Here is a 19,099-nt window from a genome sequence, read left to right on the forward strand (position 1 = left end):
TTGTCTTTCATCGGGTACTGCGCTGCGCCGTCACGACACCCAGACGGCGAGCGTCAGCATCAGCAGCAGGATCATCCACAGGATCACCGCGCGCCACACGAGGCCGACTGCCGACTGCAGCGTGCGCGGCGTGCAATCGTCACCAACCGTCAACGGACCGCTGTCGCCGACCGCCAGCGCATCGAGGCTCGACGGTTCCGCGAGCGGCCCGGCGAGACGCGCACCGAGCGCCCCGCTGCCGGCCGCCAGCAGCACGCCGTCGTTCGGGTCGGGCCACTGGCGCGTATGGTTGCGCCACGCATAGATCGCATCCTCGAAATTGCCGACGATCGCGAAGCCGAGCGCCGTCAGTCGGGACGGAATCCAGTCGATCACGAAGAACGCGCGCTGCGCGAACGTCGAGAACGCGGCCGTGCGATCGTCGCCCGGCGTCGACCAGCTGCGCGCGAGGTATTCGGAAATCCGGTACAACACGGCGCCGGCCGGACCGATCGGCAGCACGTACCAGAAGAACACGCCGAAGACGTGCCGATGCGACGCGACGACCGCATGGATCAGCGTATGGCGGACGATTTCGCCGACCGGCATGTCGACCGTGTCGATACCCGTCCACTCATGCAGGATTTCGCGCGCGCGCGGCACGTCGTCGTTGTTGAGCGCGAGATGGATATCGGTGAAGTAGTGGCTGAACTGACGGAAGCCGAGCGTGAAATACACGACGACGACGTTCCATATGAACGCGAGCACGAAGCTCACCTTGTACAACAGGAAATAGACCAGCGCGACGATCAGCACCCACGGCAGCACGACCGCGAGCCATGCGAGGAGCCCGTGCTTCTGCTTGCCGGCGTCGAGGCCATGCGCGACGGTTTCCGCATGAAACTGGAACAGCGCGAACACCGGATTGCTCGGCGACAACGCGCGGACCTGTTCGATGATGAGGGCGAGGAGAACCGAAAAGAAAGTCATGCGTGGCGCCGTCTTCGGAGTTATGTCATTTTTTGCATAACGATAGCACAGCGTCAGCCGCGCATGGCTGCCGGCGCGGTCGCCGGGCAGCCGCTCGCGCGCGCCGGCCGGCGCGCCCGCCTAGCCGGCGGCCAAGAAGCGATACAGATTGCGAAACATGGCGGCAGTTGCGCCCCAGATGAAGTATTGCCCGCCCGCTTCGCCGTTCGGGTAAGGCATGGCAAAAAAACGACGCTCGCCGCCTTCCCACCGAAACACGCGGACCTGATGGTTCACGGGATTCATCAAGAACGCGAGCGGCACTTCGAAAATCTCGGCGACTTCGAACGTGTCGGCCTGCACGGTGAACGGCGGATGCACGAGGCTGACGACCGGTGTCACGCAGAAGCCCGTGCCGGTCAGGTAGTCGGGCAGCACGCCGAGAATCTCGACGCGTTCGGCGGCCAGCCCGATCTCCTCTTTCGCCTCGCGCAACGCGGTGGCGGTCGCGTCTCGATCGAACGGCTCGCGACGGCCGCCCGGAAAGCTGATCTGTCCGGCATGGTCGTTCAGGTGATCGGCGCGCTGCGTCAGCAGTACGGTGAGGCCCGTCTCGCGTGCGACGAGCGGCATGAGAACGGCCGCGCTGCGCGGATCGACACCTTCCTGCAGCCTCGCCTCGCCGGGCTCGACGCTCCATTCGAGCGTGCGTGAGAAACGTTCGCGCAGGCCGGACGGCGTCATCAGCCGGGAATCGATGACAGGCAGGCCGGCGCCGGTGCCTTCGACCGGCAATACTTCGGGATCGATGATGGGGCGGCGATTCAATGGAGCTCTCGGGTTCGTGTCGTATCGAGCATATTGTCGCGCCAGAATGAAAAAAGCACCCGGTTGGGTGCTTTTTCCTTACAGCTCTTACTCTTGGGAAGCTGCTGCGGCGCGATCCTTCGACACCAGCTTTTCCTTGATACGAGCCGACTTGCCCGAACGCTCGCGCAGGTAGTACAGCTTCGCACGACGCACGTCACCGCGACGCTTCACGACGATGCTTGCCAGCAGCGGCGAGTACGTCTGGAACGTACGCTCGACGCCTTCACCCGACGAGATCTTGCGAACGATGAAGTTCGAGTTCAGGCCACGGTTGCGCTTCGCGATGACGACGCCTTCGTAAGCCTGAACGCGCTTGCGGTTACCTTCAACCACGTTCACGTTCACGATCACCGTGTCGCCCGGGGCGAAATCGGGGATCGTCTTGCCGGCGAGCGCGCGCTCGATCTCTTCCTGCTCAAGTTTTGCGATCAGATTCATTACTGACTCCTTATGCCATCGTGTCGGCGTTCGTACCCGCCTGCTTCCAGGCTCGGCCCCGATAGAGGATGGATTCACATCAGGCGCCGCACACGCATGTACGGCACCGCCAATTCCCGCCCGCGCAGCCGCCTCAGGAGGCGTCCTTCGCTTCGCGTGCGAGGTTCGCAAGCCACGCCTCGTCGGCCCGGCTCAACAACTTCTCGCGGCGCGCCCGGGCGATCAGGTCCGGGCGCTTCCGCAACGTATTCCTCAATGCTTCCTGACGCCGCCACTTCTCGATCTCGGCATGATGCCCGCCGAGCAGCACGTCCGGCACGCGCACACCCTCGTATTCCTCGGGCCGCGTGTAGTGCGGACAATCGAGCAGACCGTCGGCGAAGCTGTCCTGCACGGCCGACAGCGAATCGTTCAGCACGCCGGGCAGCAGCCGCACGACTGCATCCATCAGCGCCATCGCCGGCAGTTCGCCGCCCGACAGCACGAAATCGCCGAGGCTGATTTCCTCGTCGACGCAACGATCCAGCAAGCGCTGGTCGATCGCTTCGTAGCGGCCGCACAGCACGACGACGCCGGGTTCCTGCGCCATCCGCACCGCACGATCATGCGTGAGCGGCGCGCCTTGCGGCGACATCATCACGACGCGCGTGCTCGCTATGCCCTGCTCCGCCTGCGCCGCTTTCGCGGCGTCGATCGCGGCTTCGAGCGGCCTGGCCAGCATCACCATGCCCGGACCGCCGCCGTACGGACGATCGTCGACCGTGCGGTAGTTGTCCGTCGTGAAATCACGCGGGTTCCAGGTGCGCAACCCGAAGCGCCCCTGCTTCACGGCCCGGCTGGTGATTCCCCAGTCGGTCAGCGCGCGGAACATCTCGGGAAAGAGCGTGACGACGTCGAACTGCACCGCGCGCTCGGTAACCTGGTTCATTTCAGTAATCGGCTTCCCAGTCGACGACGATGCGACGCGCCGCCTGATCCACCGTTTTGACGTAGACGCCGACGAACGGAATCAACCGCTCGTCGGTGGTCGGCTGACCGTCTTTGCCGGTCGCCGGATACTCGACACGCATGATCGAATGCACGCCGTTGTCGATCATCCCGCTCACCTTCCCGAGCGCCACCGATTGCTCGTTGACGACGTCGAGACCGATCAGGTCGACCCAATAGAATTCGTCCGCGGCCAGTGCCGGGAAATCTTCCCGGCGCACGAACACGCGAAAGCCGCGCATGGACAGCGCGGCATCGCGGTCGCTGACGCCCGCGGGTTGCGCAACGACAGTGTCGCTGTGCGTCTTCGACTGCATGATGCGGGCGGAAAGCCGCTCCGCACCGCGTTCCAGCCACCAGCGACGCGCGTTGAGCAGCGCGTCGCCACCGCGACCGGCATCGGCATGCGTCGCCACCTTGATCCAGCCTTTCAGGCCGTAGGCGTCGACCACCGCCCCGACCTCGACGGCATCGTCAGGCCAGGCTTGCGTCGCTTCGGGACTGCCTTGTTCGGCAGCCTGACCGGCGTTCGCGACCGTGTCGCGCTCGACCGGCTTGCGGACGAATGCGCCAAATGACGCACGCCCGCGCCTTGCATTACCGGAATCGTGACCCGCCATCAATGCACCTCACAGCCGGCACGACCGGCACACCGTGCCATGTCAGGCAGCCGGTTGCGCCTTTTGCGCTTCCTTCACGAGACGCTGGACGGTCGGCGACAGTTGCGCGCCAACGCCTTGCCAGTACGTCAGGCGATCCTGAGCGATACGCAGCGATTCGCCCTTCGTGGCGACCGGGTTGTAGAAGCCGACGCGCTCGATGAAGCGGCCGTCACGACGGTTGCGCGAATCGGTAGCAACGATGTTGTAGAACGGGCGCTTCTTCGAGCCGCCACGAGCCAGACGGATGATAACCATATGATGTCCTTCGGGAAAACCGGGTTCGAAACTACTGAAACACGCGATTATAGCCGGAAAGCAGAGGTACAACAAACACTTACGCGTAAAAATCCGCGGACGGCCTGTCCAGCAGGCATACAATCGGCGTGTCCACGACGCTCCCGACCGTCATGCCGCCCTTTCGCGCCGCCCTCGCGCGCCGCGCGCAGCACCGATTCGCGGTGCTGCTTGCCGGCCTTGCCTGCCTCGTCTCCCTGCCGGCGTTTGCCGCGCCGTTGCCGGTGAACGAACTCGTCGTGCCGCCCGGCTTCCACGTGGAAGTGCTGACGGACACGGTGCCGGCCGCGCGCGAAATGGCGTGGTCGCCACGCGGCATTCTGTATGTCGGCACGCGGGAAGGCCGAGTCCATGCATTCGTGATGCGCGAGGGTCGGATCACCGCGCGCTACGTGATCGCGTCCGGACTCGATATGCCAGTTGGCGTCGCCTATCGCGATGGCGCTCTCTATATATCCGCCGTGTCGCGTATCCTGCGCGTCGACCGTATCGACGACCGGCTCGCCAGACCGCCCGCCCCCGTCGTCGTGACCGACGCGCTGCCGACCGACCACCATCACGGCTGGAAATTCATCGCGTTCGGCCCCGATGGCAAGCTCTACGTACCGACCGGCGCGCCGTGCAATGCCTGCCTCGCCGATCGCAGCCGCTACGCGATCATTGCGCGAATGAACGCCGACGGCAGTGGGCGCGAAGTGTTCGCCCGCGGCATACGCAATACGGTCGGCTTTGCATGGCACCCCGATTCGGGGGAGCTGTGGTTCACCGACAACGGGCGCGACATGATGGGCGACGACGTACCCGACGACGAGCTGAACCGTGCGCCGCGCGCCGGCCTCGACTTCGGCTTTCCATACTGCCACGGCGGCGATACGCCCGACCCCGAATTCGGCAGCGCCGACGTCTGCCGCCGTTATGTACCACCCGTCCTGAAACTCGGCGCACACGTGGCGGCGCTCGGCATGCGCTTCTACACCGGATCGATGTTTCCGGCGTCGTATCGAAATAATGTCTTCATCGCCGAACACGGCTCGTGGAACCGCAGCACGAAGGTCGGCTACCGCGTGATGCGCGTGGTCGCCCCCGTGGACGGCAGCCACGCACGTCAGACGCCGTTCATCGCCGGCTGGCTGCGGCCCGACGGCACGGTATGGGGACGCCCGGCCGACGTACTGCCGCTGCCGGACGGTTCGTTGCTCGTCAGCGACGATTACGCGGGCGCGATCTATCGCGTGACTTATGCGGCACCTTGACGCAGCCGAGGGGTGACCGGGCCCGACCGGGCATCGTAGAATGCGTGCCGGGCCGTGCGCCCGCGCCGGCTTGCCGGCCGCCCAAGCCAACGACAATACGCCGCCATCCATGTCCAGCAGCACCGCATCGCCCCGCCGCTTCCGCTCCAAGACGCTCACCGCCGCCCTCGCGTTCCTGCTCGGATCGCTCGGTGCGCACCGCTTCTATCTGTACGGCGTTCGCGACGTGTACGGCTGGGCCCACCTGCTCGCGACGATCGTCGGCATCCCGGGCTTCCTGCTGCTCGCGGCAACCCAGCGCAGCGCCGGCCTCGGCTGGTGGCTCGCGGTGCCCGGCGCAATCTCGCTGCTGGCGGCGTTCCTCGCCGCCCTCGTCTACGGGCTGCGCCCCGACGAAAAATGGGATGCGCAATTCAATGCGGACACTGGCAAGCACAGCCAGTCGGGCTGGACCGTGATCTTCGTCGTGATTTTCTCGCTGCTGATCGGCGCGTTCCTGCTGATGACCGCACTCGCGCTGTCGTTCCAGACGTACTTCGAATCGCAGGTCCAAGCGGCCAAGCAGATTTCGCAGTAAGCCCGGCCAGCACGATCGATACGGGACACCGGCGACTACGTTGCTCGTCGGTCAGAACAGGCTCAACTGCATGTCGTCGCGCGACTTCGCGCCGGCTGCTCGAACCGCAACTGGCGGCGCCGATACTCCAGCGACCGGCGCGCCGCGGAATCGCGACAGATCCAGAATGCCGTTCGTGCGCTCGTTCAGCCCGAGCCGCTTGACGGCCTGACGGAAGCGTTGCCGCAACAGGTCGGCCCAGATCCCCTCGCCCTTCATCCGTTTCGAGAAGTCCGAATCGTAATCCTTGCCGCCGCGCATGTCGCGCACGCGGTTCATCACGCGCTCCGCACGATCGGGAAAATGCGCGGCCAGCCACTGCTTGAACAGCGGCGCGACCTCCCACGGCAATCTCAGGATGATGTAGCTCGCATGCGTCGCACCGGCTTCCGCGCAGGCTTCGAGCACGCGCTCCATGTCGGGCTCGGTGACGAACGGAATCACCGGTGCAATGCTCACGCCGACCGGCACGCCCGCATCGCGTAGCGCCCGGATCGTGCGCAATCGCCGCGCCGGGGTGGCCGCGCGCGGCTCGAGCGTGCGCGCGAGCTCGGCATCGAGCGTCGTGATCGTGACCGCCGCCATCACCTGCCCGCGTTCGGCCATCGGCGCGAGCAGGTCGAGATCGCGCTCGATCAGCGACGATTTCGTGATCGCCGCGAACGGCAGCCCGCGATCGTGCATCACCTGGATCACGCTGCGCGTGATGCGCAGGTCGCGTTCGACCGGCTGGTACGCATCGGTGTTGACGCCGAGCGCGATCGGCTCCGGCACGTAGCGCTTGCGCGAAATCTCGCGCTCGAGCAGTTCGGCCGCGTTCACCTTCGCGTAGATGCGGCTTTCGAAATCGAGCCCCGGCGACAGCCCGAGATAGCTGTGCGTCGGCCGCGCGAAGCAGTAGATGCAACCGTGCTCGCAGCCACGATACGGATTGAGCGACACGCTGAACGGAATGTCGGGCGACTGGTTGTGCGTGAGGATGCTCTTCGCCCGCTCCTCGAATACCTGCGTGCGCAGCGGCACGGGGAAATCGGCATCGTCGGACTCGTGCGTCCAGCCGTCGTCGACCGCTTCGCGCTGCGCGATTTCATACCGCCCCTGCAGGTTGTCGACCGCACCGCGCCCCTTGCGGGGCACGGGCGGCGCTACCGGAAATTCGTTGTCGGACCGATCGTCCATGTACCCACCCATTCGCCTGCGCCCAATACTGTACATTTATACAGTATTGGGCGCAGCATGCCAAGAGCGGGATAAAGGGCCCGACGGCCGGCCGCCGGTGCGTCACTCGCCGACGGCGATCGTCAGCGTTTCCTTGATTTCCTCCATTACGACATAGCTCTTCGACTGCACGGCGCCCGGCAACTGCAGCAGGATGTCGCCGAGCAGCTTGCGGTAGTCGGCCATCTCGCCGATTCGCGCCTTGATCAGGTAGTCGAAATCGCCGGAGACGAGATGACATTCGAGCACCTCGTCGATCTTCATCACTTCCCGGCGGAATTGCTCGAACATGTTGCCGCCCTTGTGGCCGAGCGTGATCTCGACGAACACCAGCAGCGCGGCGCCCAATTGCCCCGGGTCGACCCGCGCGTGATAGCCGGTGATCACGCCGTCGCGCTCCATGCGCCGCACGCGCTCGATGCACGGCGTGACGGTCAGTCCGACCTGTTCCGCGAGGTCTTTCATCGCCATCCGGCCGTCGTCCTGGAGCAGTTTCAGGATGCGCCGGTCGAGCTTGTCGAGCGAGCGTACGGGCTGACGTTGCGTTCTCATTTGTTTATGCTGAAAACCAGAAAAATACAATAACAAAAACTGCAGATTCGACAATACCATAGCGCAAAAAACTAGATCAGCTAGAGGTAACACGGAGCCGCGGGTGCGCCCGGCCTCGACCTGATTCCTTCCATCTGGAGCAGCTATGCGAGTCGTCATTCTGGGCAGCGGTGTGGTGGGCGTGGCAAGCGCGTATTACCTCGCGCGCGCCGGCCACGAAGTCACGGTGATCGACCGGGAAGCCGGCCCGGCGCTGGAGACGAGCTTCGCGAATGCAGGCCAGATCTCGCCCGGCTATGCGGCGCCGTGGGCCGCGCCCGGCGTGCCGCTGAAGGCCGTCAAGTGGATGTTCGAAAAGCACGCGCCGCTCGCGATCCGCCTCGACGGCACGCGCTTCCAGCTCCAGTGGATGGTCCAGATGCTGCGCAACTGCACGGCCGAGCGCTATGCGGTGAACAAGAGCCGCATGGTCCGTCTCGCCGAATACAGCCGCGATTGCCTGCAGGCGCTGCGCGCCGATACCGGCATCCAGTACGAAGGCCGCACGGGCGGCACACTGCAACTGTTCCGCACGCAGCAGCAGCTCGACGGCGCGGCGAAGGACATCGCCGTGCTGCAGGAAGCGAACGTGCCGTTCGAACTGCTGTCGCCGGCCGAGCTGAAAAAAGCCGAGCCGGCGCTCGCCGCCGTCTCGCACAAGCTGACGGGCGGCCTGCGCCTGCCGGGCGACGAAACCGGCGATTGCCAGTTGTTCACGACGCGCCTCGCCGCGCTCGCCGAATCGCTCGGCGTGAAGTTCCGCTACAACACGCCGATCGATGCGCTCGCGATCGCGGGCGGCAAGATCGCCTGCGTGCAATGCGGCAGCGAGACGGTGCGTGCCGACGCGTACGTCGTCGCGCTGGGCTCGTACTCGACGCGCTTCATCTCGAACCTGATGAAGATTCCCGTCTATCCGCTCAAGGGCTATTCGATCACCGCGCCGATCGTCGACGAAGCCGCCGCGCCGGTGTCGACCGTGCTCGACGAAACCTACAAGATCGCGATCACGCGCTTCGACCAGCGCATCCGCGTCGGCGGGATGGCGGAAATCGTGGGCTTCGACAAGACGCTGCGCGCCGCACGCCGCGAAACGCTCGAGATGTGCGTGAACGACCTGTTCCCGGGCGGCGGCGACACGTCGAAGGCCACGTTCTGGACGGGCCTGCGCCCGATGACGCCGGACGGCACGCCGATCGTGGGCCGCACGCCGGTGTCGAACCTGTTCCTGAACACCGGCCATGGCACGCTCGGCTGGACGATGTCGTGCGGCTCGGGCCAACTGCTCGCGGACCTGATCTCGGGCAAGATGCCCGCGATCCAGGCCGACGACCTGTCGGTGCATCGTTACCTGAAGGACGCGCCCGGCCAAGCGCGCCCGGCCTACGCGTAAATCGGAACGGCCCGCGGCGAGGCGGGCCCGTTGCATCGACGAGAAAGGCGCCCTTGGGCGCTTTTCTCGTTTCCGTGACTGCGAGTGCGAGTGCGAGTGCGAGTACCGACTCGGCGCGACGCTTCAGTCAACGTGCGCATGCTCCCGTCGCACGGCGAGCGAACCGACGCTGCCCGTCGGGTGTACGCGACGATATGTTCGGCACGGCACAGCACGATCGCGGATCTTCCAGGCGAACGACGCTCGCGCCGCTTCAGCCGACGACACAGCGAAAAAGGGGCGCTTATCGCGCCCCTTTTCTCGTGTGCTTACCGCTGAAGCGTCACGCCGCGTCAGCCGAGCTCGTTCACGAGCTCCGGCACGAGCGAGAACAGATCGCCGACGAGGCCGTAGTCGGCCACGCTGAAGATCGGTGCTTCGGGATCCTTGTTGATCGCGACGATCACCTTCGAATCCTTCATGCCGGCCAGATGCTGGATCGCACCCGAGATGCCGACCGCGATGTACAACTGCGGTGCGACGATCTTGCCGGTCTGGCCGACCTGGTAGTCGTTCGGCACGTAGCCGGCATCGACTGCCGCGCGCGATGCGCCGAGCGCTGCCGACAGCTTGTCGGCCAGCGGCTCCAGCACCTTCGTGTAGTTCTCGCCGCTGCCCAGACCGCGGCCGCCCGACACGATGATGCTCGCCGACGTCAGCTCCGGACGGTCCAGCTTCGTCACTTCACGGCTCACGAACTGCGACTTGCCGGCGTCGGCCGCCGCTTCGATCTTCTCGACCGCTGCGCTGCCGCCTTCCGCCGCCACCGGATCGAAACCCGTCGCACGCACCGTGATGACCTTGATCGGATCGCTCGACTGCACGGTCGCGATCGCGTTGCCCGCGTAGATCGGACGCTCGAACGTATCGGCCGAATCGACCGCCGTGATGTCCGAGATCTGCGCGACGTCCAGCTTCGCGGCGATGCGCGGCGCGACGTTCTTGCCGTAGGCCGTCGCCGGCGCGAGGATGTGCGAGTAGTCCTTCGCGATGTTCAGCGCGGTCGCCTCGACGTTTTCCGCCAGGCCTTCGGCCAGTTGCGGCGCGTCGGCCAGCAGCACCTTCGACACGCCCGCGATCTTCGCTGCCGCGTCGGCCGCCGCTTGCGCGTTGTGGCCCGCGACCAGCACGTGGATGTCGCCACCGATCTTCGCTGCCGCCGCCACCGTGTTCAACGTCGCGGCCTTGATCGACGCGTTGTCGTGTTCTGCAATCACCAGAATCGTCATTTCCTTGCGCTCCCTCTTACAGCACCTTGGCTTCGGTCTTCAGCTTCTCGACCAGCGTCTTCACGTCCGGCACCTTCACGCCGGCCGCGCGCTTCGGCGGCTCGGCCACCTTCAGCGTCTTCAGACGCGGCGCGACGTCCACGCCCAGGTCTTCCGGCTTCAAGGTTTCCAGCGGCTTCTTCTTCGCCTTCATGATGTTCGGCAGCGTCACGTAGCGCGGCTCGTTCAGGCGCAGGTCGGTCGTCACGACCGCCGGCAGCGTCAGCGACAGCGTTTCCGCGCCGCCGTCGACTTCGCGCGCAACGGTTGCCTTGCCGTCGGCGATCGTCACCTTCGACGCGAACGTCGCCTGCGGCAGACCTGCGAGCGCGGCCAGCATCTGGCCCGTCTGGTTCGAATCGTCGTCGATCGCCTGCTTGCCGAGAATCACCAGTTGCGGCTGTTCCTTGTCGACCAGTGCCTTCAGGATCTTCGCGACGGCCAGCGGCTCGACGCTGTCGTTCGACTCGACGAGGATCGCGCGATCCGCGCCGATCGCCAGCGCCGTGCGCAGCGTTTCCTGCGCTTGCGTGACACCCACCGACACCGCGATCACTTCGGTCGCGACGCCCGCTTCCTTCAGGCGCACGGCTTCTTCCACGGCGATTTCGTCGAACGGGTTCATCGACATCTTCACGTTCGCGATGTCGACACCCGTGTTGTCCGACTTCACGCGGACCTTCACGTTGTAATCGACCACTCTTTTCACTGGCACCAGGATTTTCATGCACACGCTCCAAAGTTACGAATACGACCAGAGGCCATTTTAAGCGAGGCCTCATGACTGCGCGGCCAGGCGGACCCAACCATGATGGTTGTCGAGGATACCGCTTCTTGGCGACGCGCCAATGATAGCGAACGGTCGTTCTATTTTAAAAGAGAAAAAACCCGGACGCAAAGCCCGGGTTTTCGATCATCGACTCTAATCGCGCCGGGCGTCCCGTGCTGCGGCCGTTACCAGGCGGCAATGACCGCGCCGCCGAACTTGCCTTCGATGAACTGTTTCACGTCGGCCGAGTGATAGGCCGCAATCAGCCTGGCGACCCACGGCTTGTTCCGGTCCGCCTCGCGAATCGCGAGGATGTTCGCGTACGGGCCGTTCGGGCCCTCGATCGCGATCGCGTCCTGCTTCGGTTTCAACCCCGCTTCCATCGCGTAGTTGGTATTGATCGCCGCCGCGTCGACGTCGCCGAGCGAGCGCGGAATCTGCGCCGCATCGAGCTCGACGATCTTCAGCTTGCGCGGATTGTCGACGATATCGAGCGGCGTCGCCTTCAACCCCGCATCCGCGCGCAGCTTCAGCAGCCCCTGCTTCTGCAGCAACAGCAGCGCGCGGCCGCCGTTGGTCGGATCGTTCGGCACCGCGACGCGCGCGCCCGGCTTCAGCTCGGCCAGCGACTTCACGCGCTTCGAGTAGATGCCCATCGGAAACGTGACGGTATCCGCGACCTTGATCAGCTTGTAGCCGCGATCCTTCACCTGCGCCTGCAGATACGGATCGTGCTGGTAGCTGTTCGCGTCGAGGTCGCCCGACGCGAGCGCGGCGTTCGGCTGCACGTAGTCGGAAAATTCGACGATGCGGATCTCGAGCCCCTCCTTCGCCGCGACCTTCTTCACCACTTCCATGATCTGCGCGTGCGGACCGCCCGTCACGCCGACCTTGATGGTTTCGGCCCGGGCTTGCGCGCCCGCGAACAGTGCGGCCGCGCCCAGCGCCGCCGCGAATTTCAGCATGAAGCGTCGTTGCATCGTCTCTCCCCTATCGAATCGGTCTGGTCTTATTTGTGGCTCAGCCGGCGCACCAGCCAGTCGCCGAGCGATTGCACGATCTGCACGAACACGATCAGGATCGCGACGACCGTCCACATCACTTCCGGCAGATAGCGCTGGTAACCGTAACGGATCCCGAGATCGCCGAGCCCGCCGCCGCCGATCGCGCCCGCCATCGCCGAATAGCCGACCAGCGACACGAACGTGATCGTCAGGCCCGCGACGACGCCCGGCAGCGATTCGGGCAACAGCACCTTGAATACGATCTGCGACGTGGTCGCGCCCATCGATTGCGCGGCCTCGATCAGCCCGCGATCGACTTCACGCAGCGCGGTTTCGACGAGACGCGCGATGAACGGCGCGGCCGCGAGCGTCAGCGGCACGACCGCCGCCGCCGTGCCGATCGACGAACCGGTAACGAGCCGCGTGAACGGAATCACCGCGACCAGCAGGATGATGAACGGCGTCGAGCGGACCGCATTCACGATGCCGCCGAGCACGCGATTGACCGCGAGATTCTGCAGCACGCCCTGGCGATCGGTCAGGTAGAGCAGCACGCCGAGTGGCAGGCCGACGAGCGCACCGACCGCCCCGGAGATGCCGACCATGATCAGCGTCTCCCAGAACGACTGCACGAACATATCGAACATCTCACTCAACATACGAAAGCTCCTCTACCACCACACCTTGCTCGCGCAGGAACGCGAGCGCCTGCCCGACCTTGCCCGGCTCGCCGCCCGCGAGCACCGCGAGCGAACCGAATGCCTGCCCCTGGATCTCGTCGATCTGGCCATGCAGGATGTTGAAATCGAGTTCGTACCGGCGGATCGTCTCCGACAGGATCGGCTGGTCGACGCCCGAGCCCGTGAACGCGAGCCGCAGCAGATGCCCGCTGCCCGTCTTCAGCCGCTCGGCCACGCGCGCCTTCAGCGCGGGCGGCAACTCCTGCGCGATCACGTCGCCGATCAGCGCGCGCGTCACTTCGTGATGCGGCTGCAGGAACACGTCGATCACGCGGCCTTCCTCGACCACGCGCCCCGCATCGAGCACCGCCACGCGATCGCAGACCTGCTTGATCACTTCCATCTGGTGCGTGATCAGCACGATGGTCAGGCCGAGCTCGCGGTTGATGCGCTTCAGCAGGTCGAGGATCGAACGCGTGGTTTCGGGGTCGAGCGCCGACGTCGCCTCGTCCGACAGCAGCACCTTCGGCTGGCTCGCCAGCGCGCGGGCGATGCCGACGCGCTGCTTCTGCCCGCCGCTGATCTGCGCCGGATAGCGATCCTTCTGCCCGGACAGCCCGACCAGGTCGAGCAGCGGCAGCACCGCGGCTTCGATGTCGGCACGGCTCGCGCCGGCCAGCTCGAGCGGCAGCGCGACGTTGTCGAACACCGTGCGCGACGACAGCAGGTTGAAGTGCTGGAAGATCATGCCGATTTCGCGGCGCGCTTCGCGCAGCGCGCCGGCCGACAGCAGCGTGAGATCGCGCCCGCCGACGACGACATTGCCTTCGGTCGGCCGCGTGAGCAGGTTGATGGTGCGCACGAGCGTGCTCTTGCCGGCGCCGCTTCGGCCGATGATGCCGAACACTTCGCCCTGCGGGATCGTCAGGTTGACGTTGTGCAACGCTTCTACCCAGCCGCCCGGGCCGGGGAAACGCTGCGAAAGATTGCGCAATTCGATCATGTAAACAAAACGGCGGCCGGCCGGCGAGTTGGCCCGCCAGTCGGCCGCCGATGCATCTGGAATAACCGGCGATTTTACCGCAAACCCCTCATTCCCCTTAATAATCGATTTCGATCTTTTCATAACCAAATGAAATTAGAGGGGCGCCGCTGGGAGCTCGCGAGAATCCCGCGACTATGATCCGGAACACCGACCAACGAACAGGGGACACGCCCGATGAGCACGACCACCACGCCGGCCGCCGCACCCGCCACCGCCGGATCGGCGCCCGCGCCGCGGATGGGCCGGCTGCGTACCGCCGACGGGCTCGAACTGGCGTCGTACCGCTGGCCGGCCGGCGACGGCGCCGCGCCGCCGCGCGCGACGATCGCGCTGGTGCACGGCCTCGCCGAACACGCGGGCCGCCATGCCGCGCTCGCCGGCCGGCTGAACGCGGCCGGCATCGACGTGCTGGCGATCGATCTGCGCGGGCATGGCCAGTCGCCCGGCAAGCGAGCCTGGGTCGAACGTTTCGACGACTACCTCGACGATGCGGACGCGCTGGTGGCCGAAGCCGCGCGCGGCGACGCGCCGCTGTTCCTGATGGGACACAGCATGGGCGGCGCGATCGCGGCGCTCTACGCGATCGAACGTGCACCGGTACGCGGCCACGCGCTGACGGGCCTCGTGCTGTCGAGTCCGGCGCTTGCGCCCGGGCGCGACGTGCCGCGCTGGATGCTCGCGGTCAGCCGCGTCATCAGCCGCGTGTGGCCCACTTTCCCCGCGATCAGGATCGATGCGGCGCTGCTGTCGCGCGATCCGGCCATCGTCGCGGCCAATCGCGCCGACCCGCTCGTGCATCACGGCGCCGTGCCCGCACGCACCGGTGCGGAGATTCTCGACGCGATGGCGCGCATCGAAAACGGCCGCGACACGCTGCGCGTGCCGGTGCTCGTCTATCACGGCACCGACGACAAGCTGACCGAACCCGACGGCAGCCGCGCGTTCGGCGCACGCGTCGGCTCGCCCGACCGTACGCTGACGCTGTACGAAGGCGGCTTCCACGAAACGATGAACGATCTCGAACGCGATCGCGTGATCGACGCGTTGATCGCATGGATTCACGCGCGCGTGCCGGCACGCTGAGCGCGCCTCGGCCCGACCGGTCGAGCGAGGATCAGATCCCGGCCAGCACGCGCAGGTGCGCGACGACGCTGCGCCCCAGCGCGGACAGGTTGTAGCCGCCTTCGAGGCAGCTGACGATGCGGCCCTGCGCATGCCGGCGCGCCACCTCGACGATCTGCGCGGTCAGCCATTCGAAGTCGGCCTCGACGAGACCGAGATTGCCGATGTCGTCCTCGCGATGCGCGTCGAAGCCAGCCGACACGAACAGCATTTGCGGCTTGAACGCGTCGAGGCGCGGCAGCCAGAACATGTCGACGGCTTCGCGGATCGCCATCCCGTTGCTGCGCGCGGGCATCGGCAGGTTGACCATGTTCGGCGCCTGATGATCGACGCCCGAGAACGGATACAGCGGATGCTGGAAGAAGCTGCACATCAGCACGCGCTCGTCGTTCGCGAACGCCGCCTCGGTGCCGTTGCCGTGGTGCACGTCGAAATCGATGATCGCGACCCGTTCGATGCCGTGTACGTCCAGTGCGTGCCGCGCGGCGATCGCGACGTTGTTGAAGAAGCAGAAGCCCATCGCTCGGGCAGGCTCCGCATGATGGCCGGGCGGGCGGACGCCGCAGAACGCATTCGCATAGCGGCCCTCGATCACCGCGTCGGTCGCCGCGATCGCGGCGCCGGCCGCGCGCAGCGCCGCGCGCCATGTGTCGGGATTCATCAGCGTATCGGGATCGATCTCGACGTAACCGTCGACCGGCGTCATGCTGCGGATGTAGTCGATGTGCGCCTGCGTATGCACGCGGCCCAGCGCGACCTCGCTCGCGAACGGCGCGGTTTCGTGCACGATCAGGTCGTCGATGCGGCTCGCAATCAGTTGATCCTGGATCGCCGACAGGCGGGCCGGGCATTCCGGATGCCACTCCCCCATCTCGTGCAGCATGCAGTCGGGGTGCGTATAGAAAGCGGTTGCCATAAGCTGTCATCCGCGGCGCAGGGTGCGCCGCAGGTCTCCCTCAATGATGTCCATCGTCTGCCGCGAATTCGCCGCTAACTTACCACAACGGGGGCCCGCTTCGGCCCGGCGCGCCGGATGCGTCGGGTATACTGCGCCGAACACCATCGCCCTGTCCGCCCGCTTCGACATGAATTCCAGCAAGCCTGCCGCCCTTCTCTCCGCGCTGTTCCGCGTTCGCGCTCCGCTCGTCGCCGCTGCCATCGCCACGGCCCTCGGCACCGCGCCTGCCGTCGCGCAGACGCAGCCGGCGAAGCCCGCCGGCACGCTCGTCGCCCAGGCCCAGCCGCAGCAGCCGACGCCGCAAGGCCAGACTTTCGAAGAGGAAATCGTTCCGCAGCGGTACGCGAACAACGCGAAGGTCGACGCGTTCATCGACGAGATGGTGAGCCGCAACGGCTTCGATTCGGCGAGCCTGCATGCGCTGTTCTCGCGCATCAGCTACTCGGCGACGGCCGTCAAGCTCGTGCGGCCGGCGCCCACGCCTTCGGTCAAGAACTGGCGCGTCTATCGCTCGCGCTTCATCGAACCGATCCGCATCAACGCGGGCGTGAAGTTCTGGAAGGCGAACCAGGCGACGCTGCAGCGCGCGTCCGAGCAGTTCGGCGTGCCGCCCGAGGTGATCGTCGGCATCATCGGCGTCGAGACCATCTATGGCCGCTACATGGGCAATTTCCGCGTGCTCGACGCGCTGACCACACTGACGTTCGACTACCCGGACACGCCGAATCGCGACAGCCGCCAGGCCACGTTCCGCAAGAACCTCGAAGACTTCCTGGTCTGGACCCGCGACAACCAGCTCGACCCGACCACCGTGCTCGGCTCGTACACCGGCGCGATCGGGATTCCTCAGTTCCTGCCGAGCAGCATCCGCGACTACGCGGTCGACTTCGACGGTACGGGCCACGTCGATCTGCGCAGCAGTCCTGTCGATGCGATCGGCAGCGTCGCGAACTACCTGAAGCAGCACGGCTGGGAAACCGACCGCCCGGTGGTCTGGCAGATCACGCCCGACACGGGCAGCCTGGGCATCGCGCAAGCCGCCGCCGACGGCCAGCCCGAACCGCACTGGGCACTGTCGCAACTGCTGCGCGCGGGCATGACGCTGAACGAGCCGACGGTCAACATCACGGCCGAAGCCGGCACGCCGGTGACCGTGGTCGACCTGCCGACGCCGGGGCGCGCGACCGAATACATGCTCGGCCTGAAGAACTTCTACGTGCTGACGCGCTACAACCGCAGCTTCTTCTACGCGCTCACCGTGTACCAGCTCGGCGAGGCCGTGAAGGCGCAGATGGAAGCCAATGGCGCGCTGCAACCGGCCGCCGACGACGCTCAGCCGCAGTAAGCGCTGGCCGCCCAAAGAAAAAGCGCCGCGGTTCACGGAACGCGGCGCTTTTTTATCGATGCGCGAATCGCGCCCCGCTCTCGCTCAGGCGGGAAACACGCCCGTGGACAGGTAGCGGTCGCCGCGATCGCAGACGATGAACACGATCGTCGCGTTCTCGACCTGCCGGGCGATGCGCATCGCGACTTCGCATGCGCCGCCCGACGAAATGCCCGCGAAGATGCCTTCGACCGCCGCAAGCCGGCGCGTCATCGTTTCCGACGCCGCCTGGCTCACGCTTTCGACGCGATCGACACGGCTGCGATCGAAGATGGTCGGCATGTACGCTTCCGGCCACTTGCGGATGCCGGGAATACGCGAGCCGTCTTCCGGCTGCGCACCGATAATTTCGATCGCCGGATTCTGTTCCTTCAGGTAGCGCGACGTGCCCATGATCGTGCCCGTCGTGCCCATCGCGGACACGAAGTGCGTGATGCGCCCTTCGGTATCGCGCCAGATCTCCGGCCCCGTTCCTTCGTAGTGCGCGACGGGATTGTCGGGATTGCCGAACTGGTCGAGGATCACGCCCTTGCCTTCGCGCTGCATCTGCTCCGCGAGATCGCGCGCCAGCTCCATCCCGCCCTTCACCGGCGTCAGGATGATTTCGGCGCCATAAGCGGCCATGCTCTGGCGGCGCTCGACCGACAGATCCTCCGGCATGATCAGCACCATCTTGTAGCCGCGGATCGCCGCGGCCATCGCGAGCGCGATGCCCGTGTTGCCGCTCGTCGCCTCGATCAGCGTATCGCCCGGCTTGATGCGCCCGCGCGCCTCGGCCTTGCTGATCATCGACAGCGCCGGGCGATCCTTCACGGAACCGGCCGGATTGTTACCCTCGAGCTTCGCGAGCAGCACGTTGTTGCGCGCGCGAATCTCGTCGTCCGGCAGGCGGACCAGTTGCACGAGCGGCGTATTGCCGATCGTGTCTTCGATAGTTTTGTAAGCCATGGATATACCGTGAGTGCGAGGCCGATCAATCGATCGATTGTAAACCAGCACCGGCACGCGCGCCGGCAACCCCATTGCGACGATGGAATACGCGTGCCGCGCGGTGCGCGATCGTCGCGCAGCCCGCCGCACGCAAAAAACCCGCGGCATGCCGCGGGAAGCCGTCGCAACGACGGCGGCTGAAGGAGCCCTGTGTCGGGTATGTGCGACCCGTTATTTCTGCGCCGTGCGGGCCGGTGCGGCGGCGGGCCTTGCCGCCGCCGGCTTGCCCGCGGCCGGCGGCGTCGTACCCGTACCGGCCGCCGCACCGATCGTCAGCCCTTCCTGCTGAAGCCGCTCGACGGTATGCCCGCCCATGCCCTTCACGCGCGTGGCGAGATCGTCCGCATTCCTGAACGGACCGTGTGCGCCGCGCTCGTCGAGAATCGCCTTCGCCCGCGCCGGGCCAATGCCCTTGATGCCGACGAGCGCATCCTCGTTCGCGGTGTTGACGTCGACGGCCGCCCAGGCCGACGCCACCGCGCCGAGCATGACCGCTGCGGCAAACCATTTCCTGATCATGTGCTGGATCTCCGAAGAAAAACGGCCGGCGGCTGCCGACCGTGAGACCCA

The 19,099-nt window shown here is 66.0% G+C and carries 21 protein-coding genes; 5 read left to right on the plus strand and 16 right to left on the minus strand.

Going from position 1 to position 19,099, the window contains the following annotated elements; translation table 11 throughout:
- Positions 1-30: 30 nt before the first annotated feature.
- The 6 genes from QZM15_RS05965 to rpsP form a co-directional block, all read right to left on the minus strand.
- Positions 31-969: a CobD/CbiB family protein gene (locus QZM15_RS05965; protein WP_059574045.1), complete on the minus strand. Its 939-nt coding sequence runs from the start codon at positions 967-969 to the stop codon at positions 31-33.
- A gap of 120 nt (positions 970-1,089) precedes the next feature.
- Positions 1,090-1,776, minus strand: coding sequence for a CoA pyrophosphatase (locus tag QZM15_RS05970; RefSeq protein ID WP_302106040.1), 687 nt, complete (start codon positions 1,774-1,776; stop codon positions 1,090-1,092).
- An 87-nt stretch (positions 1,777-1,863) separates the two neighbouring features.
- On the minus strand, positions 1,864-2,256 hold the full coding sequence (gene rplS, locus QZM15_RS05975; RefSeq protein ID WP_059574047.1) for a 50S ribosomal protein L19: 393 nt from the start codon (positions 2,254-2,256) through the stop codon (positions 1,864-1,866).
- Positions 2,257-2,389: 133 nt separating this feature from the next.
- Positions 2,390-3,184: a tRNA (guanosine(37)-N1)-methyltransferase TrmD gene (gene trmD, locus QZM15_RS05980; protein WP_059638231.1), complete on the minus strand. Its 795-nt coding sequence runs from the start codon at positions 3,182-3,184 to the stop codon at positions 2,390-2,392.
- A 1-nt stretch (position 3,185) separates the two neighbouring features.
- Positions 3,186-3,863 (minus strand): ribosome maturation factor RimM, encoded by a 678-nt coding sequence (rimM, locus tag QZM15_RS05985; RefSeq protein WP_060313183.1) that lies wholly within the window; start codon positions 3,861-3,863, stop codon positions 3,186-3,188.
- Positions 3,864-3,905: 42 nt separating this feature from the next.
- On the minus strand, positions 3,906-4,160 hold the full coding sequence (gene rpsP / locus QZM15_RS05990) for a 30S ribosomal protein S16 (protein ID WP_006476550.1): 255 nt from the start codon (positions 4,158-4,160) through the stop codon (positions 3,906-3,908).
- A gap of 152 nt (positions 4,161-4,312) precedes the next feature.
- Between rpsP and QZM15_RS05995 the strand changes: the two genes are divergently transcribed.
- Both QZM15_RS05995 and QZM15_RS06000 read left to right on the plus strand, forming a co-directional pair.
- Positions 4,313-5,452 carry a sorbosone dehydrogenase family protein gene (locus tag QZM15_RS05995; RefSeq protein WP_302106179.1) on the plus strand — a complete coding sequence of 380 codons (1,140 nt, stop codon included), beginning with the start codon at positions 4,313-4,315 and terminating at the stop codon, positions 5,450-5,452.
- A 109-nt stretch (positions 5,453-5,561) separates the two neighbouring features.
- Positions 5,562-6,029, plus strand: coding sequence for an NINE protein (locus QZM15_RS06000; protein ID WP_059638331.1), 468 nt, complete (start codon positions 5,562-5,564; stop codon positions 6,027-6,029).
- A 51-nt stretch (positions 6,030-6,080) separates the two neighbouring features.
- Here QZM15_RS06000 and QZM15_RS06005 read toward each other — a convergent pair whose 3' ends face one another.
- Entirely contained in the window at positions 6,081-7,259 is a 1,179-nt protein-coding gene (locus tag QZM15_RS06005; protein WP_302106041.1) for a PA0069 family radical SAM protein, read from the minus strand.
- Positions 7,260-7,349: 90 nt separating this feature from the next.
- A complete protein-coding gene (locus tag QZM15_RS06010) occupies positions 7,350-7,838 on the minus strand; it encodes an Lrp/AsnC ligand binding domain-containing protein (RefSeq protein ID WP_012492860.1) in 489 nt (162 codons plus the stop codon).
- 145 nt (positions 7,839-7,983) lie between these two features.
- Here QZM15_RS06010 and QZM15_RS06015 point away from each other — a divergent pair, with 145 nt between their 5' ends.
- Positions 7,984-9,270 carry a D-amino acid dehydrogenase gene (locus QZM15_RS06015; protein WP_302106042.1) on the plus strand — a complete coding sequence of 429 codons (1,287 nt, stop codon included), beginning with the start codon at positions 7,984-7,986 and terminating at the stop codon, positions 9,268-9,270.
- Between the two features lie 332 nt (positions 9,271-9,602).
- On the opposite strand, the gene QZM15_RS06020 is transcribed toward QZM15_RS06015, so the two are convergent.
- The 5 genes from QZM15_RS06020 to QZM15_RS06040 form a co-directional block, all read right to left on the minus strand.
- The gene (locus QZM15_RS06020) at positions 9,603-10,538 is read right to left on the minus strand and encodes an electron transfer flavoprotein subunit alpha/FixB family protein (protein ID WP_059638223.1); all 936 of its coding nucleotides are present in this window, start codon (positions 10,536-10,538) and stop codon (positions 9,603-9,605) included.
- Positions 10,539-10,554: 16 nt separating this feature from the next.
- Positions 10,555-11,304, minus strand: coding sequence for an electron transfer flavoprotein subunit beta/FixA family protein (locus QZM15_RS06025; protein ID WP_060965727.1), 750 nt, complete (start codon positions 11,302-11,304; stop codon positions 10,555-10,557).
- A gap of 227 nt (positions 11,305-11,531) precedes the next feature.
- Entirely contained in the window at positions 11,532-12,326 is a 795-nt protein-coding gene (locus QZM15_RS06030; RefSeq protein ID WP_124859515.1) for a MetQ/NlpA family ABC transporter substrate-binding protein, read from the minus strand.
- A 29-nt stretch (positions 12,327-12,355) separates the two neighbouring features.
- Positions 12,356-13,009 carry a methionine ABC transporter permease gene (locus QZM15_RS06035; protein ID WP_059574055.1) on the minus strand — a complete coding sequence of 218 codons (654 nt, stop codon included), beginning with the start codon at positions 13,007-13,009 and terminating at the stop codon, positions 12,356-12,358.
- A complete protein-coding gene (locus QZM15_RS06040; protein WP_302106043.1) occupies positions 12,999-14,033 on the minus strand; it encodes a methionine ABC transporter ATP-binding protein in 1,035 nt (344 codons plus the stop codon). Before QZM15_RS06040 ends, QZM15_RS06035 begins: the two co-directional genes overlap by 11 nt.
- A gap of 216 nt (positions 14,034-14,249) precedes the next feature.
- Between QZM15_RS06040 and QZM15_RS06045 the strand changes: the two genes are divergently transcribed.
- Positions 14,250-15,158, plus strand: a complete 909-nt coding sequence (locus QZM15_RS06045; RefSeq protein ID WP_302106044.1) for an alpha/beta hydrolase — start codon at positions 14,250-14,252, stop codon at positions 15,156-15,158.
- Between the two features lie 31 nt (positions 15,159-15,189).
- On the opposite strand, the gene QZM15_RS06050 is transcribed toward QZM15_RS06045, so the two are convergent.
- A complete protein-coding gene (locus QZM15_RS06050; RefSeq protein WP_059574058.1) occupies positions 15,190-16,113 on the minus strand; it encodes a histone deacetylase family protein in 924 nt (307 codons plus the stop codon).
- Positions 16,114-16,156: 43 nt separating this feature from the next.
- On the opposite strand from QZM15_RS06050, the gene mltB reads away from it, so the two are divergent.
- Positions 16,157-17,500 (plus strand): lytic murein transglycosylase B, encoded by a 1,344-nt coding sequence (gene mltB, locus QZM15_RS06055; protein ID WP_302106045.1) that lies wholly within the window; start codon positions 16,157-16,159, stop codon positions 17,498-17,500.
- Between the two features lie 84 nt (positions 17,501-17,584).
- Here mltB and cysM read toward each other — a convergent pair whose 3' ends face one another.
- Positions 17,585-18,487 carry a cysteine synthase CysM gene (gene cysM, locus QZM15_RS06060; protein ID WP_059574060.1) on the minus strand — a complete coding sequence of 301 codons (903 nt, stop codon included), beginning with the start codon at positions 18,485-18,487 and terminating at the stop codon, positions 17,585-17,587.
- A gap of 213 nt (positions 18,488-18,700) precedes the next feature.
- A complete protein-coding gene (locus tag QZM15_RS06065; RefSeq protein WP_060965723.1) occupies positions 18,701-19,048 on the minus strand; it encodes a helix-hairpin-helix domain-containing protein in 348 nt (115 codons plus the stop codon).
- Between the last annotated feature and the right edge of the window lie 51 nt (positions 19,049-19,099).

Source organism: Burkholderia sp. AU44665 (genome assembly GCF_030504405.1).
GTDB lineage: Bacteria > Pseudomonadota > Gammaproteobacteria > Burkholderiales > Burkholderiaceae > Burkholderia > Burkholderia semiarida.